The sequence below is a fragment of the Paenibacillus sp. NPDC093718 genome, assembly GCF_050279985.1.
Classification (GTDB): domain Bacteria; phylum Bacillota; class Bacilli; order Paenibacillales; family Paenibacillaceae; genus Paenibacillus_AQ.
This window is the reverse complement of record NZ_JBNNUS010000008.1, coordinates 260,778-275,004: the sequence shown is the minus strand read 5'-3', so window position 1 is coordinate 275,004 and position 14,227 is coordinate 260,778. Positions and strand designations below refer to the sequence as shown.

Annotated in this window: 14 protein-coding genes; 5 read left to right on the top strand and 9 right to left on the bottom strand. The window is 49.6% G+C overall.

The window, feature by feature from the left end; translation table 11 throughout:
* Nucleotides 1-22: 22 nt before the first annotated feature.
* Nucleotides 23-1,456, bottom strand: coding sequence for a bifunctional metallophosphatase/5'-nucleotidase (locus ACQKPA_RS24040; protein ID WP_427495011.1), 1,434 nt, complete (start codon nt 1,454-1,456; stop codon nt 23-25).
* 113 nt (nt 1,457-1,569) lie between these two features.
* Here ACQKPA_RS24040 and moaD point away from each other — a divergent pair, with 113 nt between their 5' ends.
* Nucleotides 1,570-2,307 carry a molybdopterin converting factor subunit 1 gene (moaD, locus tag ACQKPA_RS24035; RefSeq protein WP_427495010.1) on the top strand — a complete coding sequence of 246 codons (738 nt, stop codon included), beginning with the start codon at nt 1,570-1,572 and terminating at the stop codon, nt 2,305-2,307.
* Between the two features lie 87 nt (nt 2,308-2,394).
* The gene (locus tag ACQKPA_RS24030) at nt 2,395-3,441 is read left to right on the top strand and encodes an HD-GYP domain-containing protein (RefSeq protein WP_427495009.1); all 1,047 of its coding nucleotides are present in this window, start codon (nt 2,395-2,397) and stop codon (nt 3,439-3,441) included.
* Nucleotides 3,442-3,695: 254 nt separating this feature from the next.
* Here ACQKPA_RS24030 and sufB read toward each other — a convergent pair whose 3' ends face one another.
* From sufB to ACQKPA_RS24000, 6 genes are all read right to left on the bottom strand, one after another.
* Complete coding sequence (sufB, locus tag ACQKPA_RS24025; protein WP_427495008.1) at nt 3,696-5,093, bottom strand: Fe-S cluster assembly protein SufB; 1,398 nt, start codon at nt 5,091-5,093, stop codon at nt 3,696-3,698.
* A 33-nt stretch (nt 5,094-5,126) separates the two neighbouring features.
* On the bottom strand, nt 5,127-5,546 hold the full coding sequence (gene sufU, locus ACQKPA_RS24020) for a Fe-S cluster assembly sulfur transfer protein SufU (protein WP_071218030.1): 420 nt from the start codon (nt 5,544-5,546) through the stop codon (nt 5,127-5,129).
* A complete protein-coding gene (locus ACQKPA_RS24015; RefSeq protein ID WP_113057523.1) occupies nt 5,536-6,756 on the bottom strand; it encodes a cysteine desulfurase in 1,221 nt (406 codons plus the stop codon). Before ACQKPA_RS24015 ends, sufU begins: the two co-directional genes overlap by 11 nt.
* Nucleotides 6,753-8,057, bottom strand: coding sequence for a Fe-S cluster assembly protein SufD (sufD, locus tag ACQKPA_RS24010; protein ID WP_427495007.1), 1,305 nt, complete (start codon nt 8,055-8,057; stop codon nt 6,753-6,755). Before sufD ends, ACQKPA_RS24015 begins: the two co-directional genes overlap by 4 nt.
* Before the next feature lie 22 nt (nt 8,058-8,079).
* Nucleotides 8,080-8,862, bottom strand: coding sequence for a Fe-S cluster assembly ATPase SufC (gene sufC, locus ACQKPA_RS24005; RefSeq protein ID WP_216530513.1), 783 nt, complete (start codon nt 8,860-8,862; stop codon nt 8,080-8,082).
* Between the two features lie 448 nt (nt 8,863-9,310).
* Nucleotides 9,311-9,787 carry a Dps family protein gene (locus ACQKPA_RS24000; protein ID WP_427495006.1) on the bottom strand — a complete coding sequence of 159 codons (477 nt, stop codon included), beginning with the start codon at nt 9,785-9,787 and terminating at the stop codon, nt 9,311-9,313.
* 308 nt (nt 9,788-10,095) lie between these two features.
* On the opposite strand from ACQKPA_RS24000, the gene mtnK reads away from it, so the two are divergent.
* Nucleotides 10,096-11,319, top strand: a complete 1,224-nt coding sequence (mtnK, locus tag ACQKPA_RS23995) for an S-methyl-5-thioribose kinase (protein WP_427495005.1) — start codon at nt 10,096-10,098, stop codon at nt 11,317-11,319.
* Nucleotides 11,316-12,395, top strand: a complete 1,080-nt coding sequence (gene mtnA / locus ACQKPA_RS23990; protein WP_427495004.1) for an S-methyl-5-thioribose-1-phosphate isomerase — start codon at nt 11,316-11,318, stop codon at nt 12,393-12,395. The genes mtnK and mtnA overlap by 4 nt, the downstream gene beginning before the upstream one ends.
* A 173-nt stretch (nt 12,396-12,568) precedes the next feature.
* Here mtnA and ACQKPA_RS23985 read toward each other — a convergent pair whose 3' ends face one another.
* The gene (locus tag ACQKPA_RS23985) at nt 12,569-12,871 is read right to left on the bottom strand and encodes a YunC family protein (protein ID WP_113057527.1); all 303 of its coding nucleotides are present in this window, start codon (nt 12,869-12,871) and stop codon (nt 12,569-12,571) included.
* Nucleotides 12,872-13,104: 233 nt separating this feature from the next.
* Between ACQKPA_RS23985 and ACQKPA_RS23980 the strand changes: the two genes are divergently transcribed.
* Complete coding sequence (locus ACQKPA_RS23980) at nt 13,105-13,644, top strand: hypothetical protein (RefSeq protein WP_427495003.1); 540 nt, start codon at nt 13,105-13,107, stop codon at nt 13,642-13,644.
* Nucleotides 13,645-13,729: 85 nt separating this feature from the next.
* Here the strand turns inward: ACQKPA_RS23980 and ACQKPA_RS23975 are convergent, their stop codons facing one another.
* The gene (locus ACQKPA_RS23975) at nt 13,730-14,110 is read right to left on the bottom strand and encodes a DUF423 domain-containing protein (protein ID WP_427495002.1); all 381 of its coding nucleotides are present in this window, start codon (nt 14,108-14,110) and stop codon (nt 13,730-13,732) included.
* Nucleotides 14,111-14,227 lie beyond the last annotated feature (117 nt).

Here is a 14,227-nt window from a genome sequence, read left to right as displayed (position 1 = left end):
CAAAGGAAGTTAGTCGGGATTGTCAGGATATCCAGCGTGGAATCATGGACTCTTGAAGCGAACCGGGCCTCGATAGCTCACTTCGCAGCAGGTCTCTTATAAACTCCGGCAGCATATATACCGTATCCTTGCCAAGGGACAACGACTCGTATCCGATTTTAAACGTAAACATGTCGAGTGTCCCCACCTTATATTCCCGCTGCGGCTCTAGCGGTTGCCCCTTCAAGGAGATATGCGTAATCTTTCGGTAAGGCTCTCCGTTCTTGTCATAGTGAATTTTCAACCCATCGACTGCCAGGCCGCCTAATATATAACCGCGGAAACCAAAGCCCAATATCTTCTTCCCGCTGAATTCCTGAAGCAAACTCTCCTCAAGTGCTTGATAGATATGTTCTCCGCGCAGCTTCACGACGCAGGGATTAATCGGTGACGGGCACAGGCCGTGCAGCATACCGGTGCTGATCTCGCCCTCCGGCAGCGGTCCGAGCAGCTGCCCCGAGTTCACGATGGCAAAATCCGCATCCGTGTGCTGCAGCACGGCTTGAGCCAGTAGGTTCGCAAACGGCGACTCCTCCTCATAGTGAATGGGCAGACTACGATCAATAACGGCAACGGCCTCCGTTAATTTCTCCCGTGCCAGCTCATGGTGTCTCATGATCGCCTGCTCTACGATGGGTTCTATCAAGTTTTTATCCACGGGGAGCAGACTTCCCTCTATACAGGTAAAGCGATCTTCAGCATGACTGCGCTGCATGACGAGGCGACCTACGTATTGTCCGAACTTGCCTGCACCGCACACGGCTGTCTTTCCGATCATCAAGGGCTCCTCGAGTATATGATGGGTATGACCGCCAAGAATAACATCAATCCCCTCAACACTTTCTGCTAATCTTTTATCAATCGTTAGTCCTAAATGGGATAACACGATCATGATATCACACTGGCCCTGAAGCGCTCGCACTTGCTCAGCAATAGCCTGCACCGGATCTCCGGCTTCCCAGCCTAACAATTGATAAAAACCTGCAAAAGCAGCCGTTGCGCCGGTGAGCCCGATTCGAATGCCTTCTCGTTCCAGGATCACATGCGGCTTCATCCATCGAGGAGGATTGCCACTCTTAGTCTCACTTATGTTGCAGCACACAACGGGACACTGCAGTCCGGCGTATACACTCTCCAGAACATCATACGAAATGGTGAGCCCTTCGTTATTGCCAATCGTAATGGCGTCGTATCCTGTCAAATTAATGACATCCACATTGGCTTGGCCCATGGTGCCTTCGGTTTCCACCGTTGCCCGGTCCATATGATCACCGATATCCAGTACGATTGCCCCATCACCGGCAGCCGCCTTTTCCCGGGAAATAAGTGCTGCCACACTGCTCATCATCTCAAAATGGCTGTGTATATCGTTGGTATACAATATCGTCAGCTTCTGTTTGTCGCTTCCTAACCCCATTTGGCGGCCCCCTCCCCAAGTTCGTTATTCGATAATTTCCGGTCTTACAAGCATAACATTTTAGCGAAGAATATGGTATATTGTAGCCGATAAGAATTACGAGGTGATGAAGAATGTCAACAACCATTTCTATATTACTATTTGCAGGATTAGCTGATCGAATCGGCACAGCTTCGCTTACATTCAACGTACCGGGCTTGCCCCTTACAGCCGGGGAATTAAAGCTGCTGCTTAGTGAAGCTTATCCTGATGCTCAATCTCAGATTTCCACGGCTTTCGTCGCGGTCAATCAAGAGTATGCGCCTTCGGAACAGCTTATTCAGAGCGGCGACGAGGTAGCTCTAATTCCGCCTGTGTCCGGTGGTGACGGCACAACCCCGCAGGACTCCAAATCCAGGTCCTCGGCAGATGGAAAATGCACGATATCCTACGGCCCGCTGTCCGTAGAGGCAACCATTGCCAAAGTTCATGATGATAATCATGGAGCAACGCTATCCTTTGTAGGTACAACGCGAGAGATGACCGGCCAGATGCGAACGGTTACGCTGGAGTATGAATCATACATCCCGATGGCGCTTAAAGAAATGCAGCAAATATGCGCGGACATCTTTCGACAATGGCCCGGTACGCAATGTGCGATTTCCCACCGTATCGGTACGGTCGGAATTGGAGAAACCAGTGTTGTGATCGCTGTATCCTCCCCGCATCGGAATGCATGTTATGAGGCCAGCCGTTATGCCATCGAACAACTGAAACGATCCGTTCCAATCTGGAAGAAGGAGGTCTGGGACGATGGTTCTGAGTGGAAAGGCCCGCAGACCGGACCATGGGACCCAACCGTTAGGCAATAAGTCATGATTACACATTGTAAAACCATAATTTTCTTGCTAAGATAGTTTTGATCTTTTTACTTATATAAGGGCAAGAGGTGCAATGATTTGAGAGTACATGTCACGGACCTGATACCCGGTGATCAAATGCAGCATGATGCTTACAACACAAACGGCGTTCATGTTCTACAAAAAGGAGCAACCCTTCGTTTAGAGGATATATCCAAGCTACTGCAGCACGGTATCGATTACATAGAAATAAAGCCACGCGCACTGTCTGTATCCCTCGATTCATCGTCTGAAATTTCAGAATCATACAACAAGGTTAAACCCCATTTCAATCTTGCATTTGACGGGTGCTCCACCTTATTTACGGAAGCGTCACAATCAGGTAAATTCAATGAGTCCGTTGTGGACGATGTATTTAAACCCTTAGTCGGCTCTCTGAACGAGCATACGGATGTTGTCTCCCTTCTATTGCTGTTTAATGGTAAAGACGATTATACCTACAGACACTCCATTCAAGTTGGAATGTTATCGTACTACATCGCGGATTGGATGGGTTACTCCGACAAGGAAGCTTATGAAATCGGCAAAGCGGGCTATCTCCATGATATCGGCAAAAGCAAGATTCCTAGAGATATACTGGACAAGCCAGGGAAGCTGACTCCTCAAGAATATGAGGAAGTGAAGCTGCATACCATCTATGGTTACGAGATGATCTCTGAATCCATGGAAGATAAGGTCACCGCTATGGTCGCGCTCCAGCACCATGAACGGGACGACGCTTCCGGTTATCCACGAGCGCTCCGTGCTGAACAGATTCATCCATACTCTCATATTTGCGCTGTAGCCGATGTATATAGCGCGATGACAACGAACAGGGTCTATCAATCCAAGCAGCAGCTGTTAACCGTACTTCGAGAGCTGTATAGTCTTAGTTTCGGGAAGCTGAACGGCAAGCCGACACATGCCTTTATCCAGCAGATGCTGCCGAACTTTATCGGTAAGAAGGTTCTGCTGACGACCGGCGAATCCGGCATGATCGTCATGAACAATCCTTCGGATTACTTCCGTCCGCTCGTGAAGACCGAGGATCGATTCATTGACCTCTCCAAGGAGTATAATACCGAGATCCAGGAGATTCTTCTGTAATTGGCGTTTTCCCCCAGGTCCCTGAATAGCCAGTATAACCGTCAGGCTTGTACGCCGACGGTTTTTTTGCGCGCTTGCGTGACATTTCTCACCTCTCACTCTTGATTTCTGGCACAATAAAAGTCATGACCTGTCGAGAGGGCTCACGCAACCCTCAATGTCACAATGAAATCAACATTACATAAACAATCCAAACATAAAAAGGGGCAAACCACTCGTTTCTGAGTGATTTGCCCCTTGTATATAAGAAATATTTAGCCGATACTGCCTTCCATTTCGAACTTGATAAGTCGATTCATCTCAACCGCATACTCCATCGGGAGTTCCTTGGTGAATGGCTCGATGAAGCCCATCACGATCATTTGCGTAGCTTCAGACTCGCTAAGGCCACGACTCATGAGATAGAACAATTGTTCCTCAGACACCTTGGATACGGTCGCTTCATGCTCCAGCGTAATGTTGTCATTCTTGATCTCGTTGTAAGGAATCGTATCAGACGTCGATTCATTATCGAGGATGAGTGTATCGCACTGGATGTTGGCTTTCGCGCCTGCTGCATTCCGACCGAAGGAAGCCAGTCCACGGTAAGTTACTTTACCGCCATGCTTACTAATGGACTTGGATACGATCGTAGAAGTCGTGTCCGGCGCTAAGTGAATCATTTTGGCTCCTGCATCCTGATGCTGGCCTTTGCCTGCTACAGCGATGGACAAGACCATCCCTTTGGCACCGCGACCCTTCAGGATAACGGCAGGATACTTCATTGTCAGCTTGGAACCGATGTTGCCGTCCACCCATTCCATCGTTGCATTCTCTTCAGCAACAGCACGCTTGGTCACGAGGTTGTAGATGTTTGGCGCCCAGTTCTGAATGGTTGTATAGCGAACGCGCGCATTCTTCTTACAGATGATCTCTACTACCGCACTATGAAGCGAGTTCGTGCTGTAGATCGGAGCCGTACATCCTTCTACGTAGTGCACGAAGCTATCTTCGTCCGCAATGATCAGCGTACGTTCGAATTGACCCATGTTCTCGGAGTTGATACGGAAATACGCTTGCAGCGGAATTTCACATTTCACGCCTTTTGGAACATAGATGAAGCTTCCGCCAGACCACACGGCACTGTTCAGCGCAGCAAATTTGTTATCCGTTGGAGGCACTACCGTTGCAAAATATTCTTTCAAGATCTCCGGATGCTCTCTAAGAGCCGTATCGGTATCCATAAAGATAACGCCTTGATCCTCAAGGTCCTTTTGCATGTTATGGTAAACAACTTCGGATTCGTACTGTGCGGATACGCCCGCCAGGAACTTCTGCTCTGCTTCCGGGATACCCAATTTATCAAAGGTTTCCTTGATCTCGGTAGGTACTTCCTCCCAAGTCTTGCCTTGCTTGTCGGAAGGTCTTACATAGTACTGGATATCGTTGAAGTCCAGCTCATCAAGATCGCCGCCCCAGCGAGGCATTGGCATTTTCTCGAACTGCTCCAGTGCTTTCAAACGGAATTCCAGCATCCATTCCGGCTCGTTCTTGATTTTGGAAATTTCCATAACGACTTCACGCGTCAAACCTTTGCCGGTTTGAAAAATAGCTTTGTGCTCGTCACGGAAACCATATTTATACTCTTCTATTTCTGGTGCTTTTTTAGCCATTTAACTTACCTCCCTATCGATCTATTCATTCGCTTACTTCGCGTCTATTCCTTTTCGGAGTGCGTTCCAGGCAAGTGTTGCGCATTTAATGCGTGCAGGAAACTTGTTGACACCGGATAGGGCTTCAATATCCTCGTACTCTTCAAAATCTACGGCCTCGCCTTTCATAAGGGAGGAGAAGCGGTCCGCCAGACTGATCGCTTCATCCAGCGTTCTGCCTTTTACGGCGTCCGTCATCATCGAAGCGGAAGACATGCTGATGGAGCAGCCTTCCCCCGTATATTTGGCATCGGCTACCACGCCGTTCTCTACCTTAAGCTGCAAGGAAATGCGATCTCCGCAAGTCGGATTGTTCAAATCGATGGTTACCGCATCTTCTTCAAACTTGCCGCGATTGCGGGGGTTCTTATAATGATCCATGATGACACGTCTGTACAAATCGTCAAGTTGCATCGCCAAAATACTCCTTTGTCTGGATTAAGGCGCTAACTAATCGATCAACGTCCTCTTCTGTATTATACAGATAAAAGCTCGCGCGTGCCGTAGAGGAAACTTTTAACCAACGCATAAGTGGTTGACAGCAATGATGTCCTGCACGAATCGCAACCCCCTGTGCATCCAGCACCGTTGCCACGTCATGCGGGTGAACGTCGCCGAGATTAAAGGTAACAAGGCCCACTTTACGTTCACGAGGACCGTAAATGGTAATCCCGTCGATCTCGGAGATGCGGTTCATGGCGTAGGCCGCAAGCTGCGTCTCATGCTGTTCGATGGCCTCCATTCCGATTTCCTCCAGGAAATCGATGGCAGCACCCAAACCGACAGCCCCTGCAATGATAGGGGTGCCCCCTTCGAACTTCCAAGGGAGCTCCTTCCAGTTCGATTCGTACAATCCAACATCATTGATCATTTCTCCGCCGAATTCGATCGGCTCCATTGATTCCAGCAGCGCCTTCTTGCCGTATAATGCGCCGATACCTGTTGGAGCACACATCTTATGGCCGGACAAAGCGTAAAAATCGCAATCCAGGTCCTGGACGTCCACTTTCATATGCGGTGTGCTTTGCGCACCGTCAACCACAATGACAGCGCCGTGGCGGTGTGCGATTTCCGCAATTTGTTTCACGGGATGCACAACGCCCATGACGTTGGATACATAAGCGATGGCTACAACCTTGGTCCGTTCGGTAACGAGTGCCTCGACATCTTCGACACGGATCGTGCCGTCAGGCTGCAGAGGAATATATTTCAGCGTAGCGCCAACGGCGATAGCCGCCTGCTGCCACGGTATGAGATTACTATGATGCTCCATTTCCGTCAGGACAATTTCATCCCCGGGACCACATACAGAGCGTGCGTAGGACGATGCTACCAGATTCAAGGCTGTCGTCGTACCACGGGTGAAAATAATCTGTTCCGAACTCTCGGCATTAATGAAACGGGCAACCTTCTCCCTGGCTCCTTCATAAGCATCGGTAGCACGGCTGCCGAGTGTATGAACCCCGCGGTGCACATTGGAGTTCTCCCACTCGTAGTACCGCTTGATAGCATCTATGACCACCTGCGGCTTTTGTGATGTCGCGGCATTGTCGAGATATACCAGCGGATGTCCGTTGATCTCCTGATGAAGAATGGGAAATTGCTCACGGACAGAGGCGATCATTGTCCCAGCTTCCTTTCAACGAGCCCCTGCAGTTGGTCACGAAGCCCCTCAAGCGGAATTTCGCTGACAACCGGAGCCAAGAAGCCGTAAATAATCAAGGATTCCGCCACGGTACGCGAGATACCACGGGACATCAGGTAGTAAATTTGCTCCTGATTCACTTGTCCTACGGATGCTGCGTGACCGGCTGTTACATCATCCTCGTCAATCAACAGAATCGGGTTCGCGTCGCCGCGGGCTTTCGGGCTGAGCATCAGCACGCGTTCGGTCTGTTGTCCGTCCGCCTTCGTTGCACCCTTTTCAATCTTGGTAATGCCGTTGATGATGGCTTGTGCCTCTTCGCGCATGACGGCACGGGTGATCATCTGGGACGCCGAGCTCTTGCCGAAATGCTTCGCTTGGGTAGTGTAATTGATCTTCTGGGAGCCGGAGCCAACCGCGATGACTTTCGCATCGGATGTCGAACCGTTGCCCTTCAGAATACTCATGGTATCGCTAGCTGTATCGCCATCGTTCATCTCGCCAACAATCCACTCGATCGAAGCGTCATTGTCCAGCACCGCACGACGGAATGTAACATCGGTTGCTTCGCCAGCCAATTGGTGAACGGAAGCATAACGCACTTTCGCTCCGTTTTTAACGAAGACTTCCACCGCTCCGTTATGGGTTACCGGCGCAGCCAGGGAATCCGAAACGTAGTTGTCTACATAAGTGATCTGACTGTTCGCTTCGGCTACCACCAGCACATGCGGTGCAAATGTCGCTTCGGCATCGTCGGTCAGCATAACGGCTTGAAGCGGAACATCGACCTCCACATTTTTAGGAACATAGAGGAATACCCCGCCGTTCCATACGGCAGCATGCAGAGCAGCCATCGCATGCTCATCGTTCTTAAGGGCTTGGTGCAGGTAAGGCTTAACCAAATCCGCGTGTTCTTTAACCGCTGTTTCCAAATCGGTGAAAATGACGCCTTTGGCAGCCAGTTCCGGAGCCAGACTCACATATACGGTTCCCGAATTGCGTTGGATAACCAGACCGCCTTCTCTTGAACCTTCAACAAGTTTGGCTACCTGTTCAGGCAATTCGTCAAGGGAAGCAAGTTTATTGCTCTCTTTATATTCACCATAGCTTTGGATGTTCCAACGCTCGATGCGTTGTTTCTCGAGCTTGGGCAGTTCCAACTGGCCAGCCAGCTCCAGGGAAGCCAGACGGCTGTCTGTCAGCCAGGCCGGTTCCTGTTTACTTTCGGACAATGCCTTCAGAGCCTCAGCGTTGACCGGAAGAATGGTTTGTGTAGTCATATCGTTTCCTCCTCCCGTCTATTTACGCGTCTTGACCTACAGTTTCATCAGTAATGCCCAGCTCTTCCTTAATCCAGTCATAACCTTCTGCCTCCAGGCGCTCTGCCAATTCAGGACCACCGGATTTTACGATGCGTCCTTGCATCATCACGTGAACATAATCTGGAGTGATATAGTTAAGCAAACGTTGATAGTGGGTAATAATCAAGAAACCGCGTTCTTCGGATTTCATGGCATTTACACCGTTCGCTACAATTCTCAAAGCATCGATATCAAGACCGGAGTCGATTTCGTCAAGCACGACAAGTTTCGGGTCCAGCATCATCATTTGCAGAATTTCGTTACGTTTCTTCTCACCACCGGAGAAACCTTCGTTCAGGTAACGGTGAGCGAACTCGGGATTCATCTCGAGCTCCTTCATTTTGCCTTCCATTTGACGAATGAACTTGATCAGGGAAATCTCGTTGCCTTCACCGCGGCGTGCATTGATGGAACTGCGCAGGAAGTCGGAGTTCGTAACGCCGGCAATTTCGCTCGGATATTGCATGGCCAGGAACAGACCTGCGCGTGCGCGCTCGTCAACTTCCATCTCCAGTACGTCTTCATCGTTAAGCAATACTTTGCCTTCTGTAACTTCATATTTAGGATGACCCATCAAAGCGGAAGCCAAAGTACTTTTGCCTGTACCGTTTGGTCCCATGATGGCATGAACTTCTCCGCCCTTCATCTCAAGGTTGATACCTTTAAGGATCTCCTTGCCTTCAATTGCTGCTTTCAATCCTTCAATGACAAACTTGGTTGACATATTAGATTCCCTCCGTTGAATAGGTAGTGTATTGTTGTCCTATATGATAACAGGATTGGACGCCCTGATTTCATAAAACAAAAAATAATTATTTATTTATAATCATTCTAAACTGATTATCAATGATTCTCAAGCCATTTTATAATAAAATATGACGTATTTCAACCGGACAAGCGTTTTGCAGACAACATTCGGACAACCGTAACAATTAAAAAACAGGCATGACCGATAACCCGGTCAAGCCTGTTTCGTTCACCCTGTTCCCCTCCATATTTGCGGTTGCTCCTAAAGAGTCTATTACGGCATCCGGCACCGGCGTTTATCGCGCGTTGACAGACGGTACCCAGGTCAACATCATGAGCTCTATGGGCGCACGGCACGATAACCGGCACCCTCAGCTCTTGCAAATACAAGGGATGAACAGGCAGCATTCTGTTGTATTCACGCTTTATCCAAGGAACGAACGCAGCATCCACATATGCTTCTCAAGATCAGCCTTAAATCCGGTGAACATGTCCGCTGTTGGTGCATCGCCGGCTTCCTCCGCCATTTCGATGCCTTCCGCCAGCTCCTCGGATACGGTTGCAAAGTCTTCAATCAAGGCTTGTACCATGCCGCGGGTATCCTCGTTGCCTGAAGCCTCCTGGACTGTCGCAAGTTCCAAATATTCTTTCATCGTTGCTGCCGGTTTGCCTTTAATCGACAGCAGGCGCTCCGCAACCTCATCCATTTTAAGCGTAATTTCATCATACAATTCTTCGAATTTAACATGAAGGGAGTAGAATTGCTCTCCGGTTACATACCAGTGATAATTGTGGAGTTTGACATAGAGCACGTTAAAGTTCGCAACCTGTTGGTTCAACAATTGCTCCAGACTTGCGTTCTTTGTTTTTCCTGCAGCTTTGCCAGATGTAGTTTTTGCCATGCTTAATCCCTTCCTTTTCTATATGAAATGCACCCTGTACTGCGTCAAAGGAACATTCGGCAGAGCGGTGTTTACCCATTGTAACTGGTACCATCTGCTAATGCTAATCCTTCATTAATATATGAGTACATCCTGTGCTTGGGCGTCTATTTGTAGTTTACCCTTTGGACTACGAAGCGAATCAGTTTCGCAAACCTTTCGTCTTGCCAAAAAATTATACAAAATTCGCGAAAAAACGTTATACTAGGTAATACCAAGCAAAAAAGTTGGCTTTGTTTTTCTTCTATTCTATTTGGGGGTGACCATCCATGTCTGCATATCATCCGCTGAACGCGGAAGAAGCTATACAATTAGCTAAAAGTATACCGGGCCGGTTCCCGGACCATGCCGAACTCGAATGCCGCGAAATCGGCGACGGCAATCTCAATCTGGTGTTTCATGTCACCGCCAAAAATACGACTGATAGTATCATTATCAAGCAAGCTGTTCCTTATGCAAAAGTTGTAGGCGAATCCTGGCCACTGTCTCTCGACCGGGCCCGTATCGAACGTCTGGCGCTGGAGACGGAGTACTCCATCTGCCCCGACCTCGTACCCGAAGTATACGGTTATTCGGACGAGCTCGCCTACACCGTAATGGAAGACCTGAGCGAGTACACCATCATGCGCAAAGGCCTGATTGAGGGCAATGCCTATCCGAAGTTCGCAGAGCATATTGGCCGCTTCCTGGCCAGAACATTGTTCTACACGTCCGATCTCGGGATGAACCAACAGAAGAAGAAGGAACTTGCCGGCCGCTTTGTCAATCCGGATTTATGCAAAATCACCGAAGATTTAATCTTCGAAGATCCATACCGCGAATCCGCCAATAACAATTATGCGCAGAGCATTGCCGATGAAGCGGAAGCCCTCCGCGCCGACCTGCCGCTTCACTTTGAAGTCGCGCTGCTTCGGGAGAAGTTTCTGACTCATGCACAGGCTCTGCTGCACGGGGATCTGCATACAGGCAGCATTTTCGTCACGCCGGAATCCACCAAGGTCATCGACCCGGAATTCGCTTATTTCGGCCCGATGGGATTCGATATCGGTGCGGTCATCGGCAACCTTCTGCTCAACTATGCGGCACAGCCGGGCTGGAGTGAGGACGAGCATACGCTGGCTGCCCGGGAAGCCCGACTCCTCGAGATGGCAAGCGATGTATGGACCCACTTCGAGAACAACTTCCGCATGCTGTGGAATGAAGACCTCTTGGACGAAATGTCTCGCACGCCGGGCTACCAGGACCATTATGTGTCGCAGATTTTGAAGGATACCGCAGGATTCGCGGGCTGTAAAATGATCCGGCGCATCGTCGGATTGTCCCATGTTGCGGACATTGACACCATTGCAGATGACAAAGCCAGAGAAGCTGCGCAGCGCAAAGCGCTTGCCATCGGCAAAAATCTAGTGCGCCATCATCGCAGCATGAAGTCCTTTGAGGACATTTTAACTTTGATTACACAAGCAATTAAGGGAAATGAGGTATCGATATGAGCGGTATGACTACCGGCAATGCCAGCACCTATGAACCGCTAAGCTCGGTTTACTGGGGAGGAGACCATCTGGTCCTTCTTGATCAGCGCTTGCTCCCGGAAGAGATCGTCTATCTTCAACTCTATACACCGGAGGAAGTCTGGGAAGGCATTCACTCCATGAAAGTCCGCGGCGCCCCGGCTATCGGCATCGCGGCAGCATTCGGCACAGTCCTTGGCGGCATGCAGGTTGAAGCCAACGATAGTGAGGGATGGCTGCAACAAGTCGCAAAAACCTGCGCTTATCTCGCTACCTCCAGACCGACGGCCGTCAATCTGTTCTGGGCGCTGGACCGCATCAAGCTTGCAGCTGAGAAGCTGGCTGCTTCGGATCTCGATACGGCCGGACTGAACGCTGCGCTGCTCGCCGAAGCCGAAGCCATTCGTGCCGAGGATGAGGATGTATGCCGCCGCATCGGCGAAAACGCGCTGCCGTTCTTCCAGGACGGCATGGGCGTGCTCACCCACTGCAACGCGGGCGGACTGGCAACTGCCAAATACGGGACCGCCCTGGCGCCGATGTATCTCGCTCATGAGCAGGGCCTAAACATCAAGGTGTTCGCGGATGAGACAAGACCTGTCCTGCAAGGCGCGCGTTTAACTGCTTTTGAGCTCCAGCAGGCAGGGATTGACGTTACACTGCTGGCGGATAACATGGCCGCCATGGTCATGTCCAAAGGGTGGATCCAAGCGGTTATCGTCGGTACGGATCGCGTTGCCGCAAACGGCGATGTTGCCAACAAGATCGGAACGTACGGAGTAGCGGTACTTGCTAAAGCCCACGGCATTCCTTTCTACGTGGCATGCCCGCTGTCCACGATTGATCTGAATACGAAGACAGGTGCCGACATTCCGATTGAGGAACGTCCTGCGGAAGAGATCACCGAAGGTTTCGGCAAGCGCACAGCGCCGCAAGGCGTAAAAGTGTACAACCCTGCCTTCGACATTACGCCGAATGAATATGTGACAGCCATCATTACGGAAAAAGGCGTCGTGCAAGCTCCTTATCATGAGAGCTTAAAAAGCTTGTTCGAATAACCGCTATATCCGCCGAGTTTTATGGCATCATAAAACGGACAACCGGCCCTCCAGCCGAATTGTCCGTTTTTTTACGGTTTGCATTTTAGTGCATCTGAAGTCTAAACCTTGTTATCTCTAAAAAAAGAGCGATCCGCACGGGAATCACTCTTGGAACAGAAGGCATACATGACTCATAACATGCGCAGGATCGCATCCTTGCCAGCCAAGCCAGGATGAATGCCCCACTTCTCTGCCTCCAGGGTTACCGATTCCAGCGGCGCTTCCAGCAGCTGCTCCAATGTGCGAACCCCTACGGCTCTTCCTGCGATAATCTTGCGGTCCGCAAGCTTTTCGTTAAGAAGGCCCACATCGAGTGCACCGCACATAATATAGCCGCGGGAAGTGTATACGGCCAGCAGCGTTGTTTTCGGAAGCTTTACTTCGACGCCCATAACGGTATGTCCTTCAATATCGATCGGCAGTAAAGTCACCAATATCAACAAACCTCCCCTCACGTCGGCTTAGAATTATGTTTATTCTTTTGGAACCGACATGGTGCGAATGTCTCTCATATTATGCATTCCAGCCCACACATAATGGTGCGAATGACTCGTAAGTCAATAGAATAAAGATGAAATATGCATGACATTAGGACTATGAATATTCGAAAATTATGGTATATTTGATTCAGTAGAAACAATGTGAAAGCTGGTGAATAATAAAAGCTATGAACACAATTCCTGCCACCGATGATAACGGCTTTTTATTCAACGTTGATATTCTGGTCAAGAGTTCCTCCAACGCACTGGCTTTGCAATATTTGCTAGAAATGCTGAACGACAAGGCTGAAGTCGTCGACTTCCGGATTAAGTCCGGGATGGAACTTGGAGAAATTATCAACACCTTGGTTCAAGCCAAGAAAGATTCCGTTATTAGCAAAGCCTCCGAGAAGATGGCTTCCGCTGCTTCTCAGAAAGAGAAATCTGCGCCACCTGCGACATCCTCGCCGGAAAAAAAGATCGCTGCAAGCGTACCTCCTGTCCAAACTCCACTCACCGGAAGTGATCCCTTTGAATGGATAAAAGTATACAGTAAGGACAATCGCCTTGTTCGCCTGACAACCAACCGCCACGGTAAGCAGACAAGTCTTCCCTGCCGAATTCTCAATTATGATGAAAGCAATTTCCTGGTCAACGTCTATCATGTCGATGAGAAACAGGTGTATACCTTCAAACTCAATGAAATTGACGAGTTCAGCGTCAGCTGAATCGGTATACGTCAATGGCATCCATTTAAAAAAACGGCTTCGCCGCCCCATAAGAAGGGATCGGTGAAGCCGTTCTTTTTTAGAATCAAGCATTTTTTCGGGACAGCGCCGAAGACATCAGCATCAGCCAGCCCACGATAAAGGAGACACCGCCAATCGGCGTAATCGCGCCCAGCCACTTGATGCCGGATATACTTAACACGTAGAGACTTCCGGAAAATATGACGGTTCCCGCGATGAATAAGGTCCCTGCCCAGAACAGCTTCCGGGATTCGCCCAGAACCTTAGCCACAATGCCCGTAATCAGTACCGCAAGTCCGTGAATCATATGATAATGGACTCCGGTCTCATAAATGGCAAGTTCATCCGGCGTAATCTTATCCTCCAGCATATGGGCGCCGAATGCCCCGATAGCGACAGATAATGCCATCAGGATCGACCCCCATGCGACGAATCTTCGACTCATGCCTTTTCAACCCCTTTTGTCAGCGGACACCCGTGTCCTTATGTAATCAAATTAAGTTTAACGGATTCAAGGAAGCTTTTCCACCGGCATTGAGGCTCGTTGGACTTGATTTCAGGG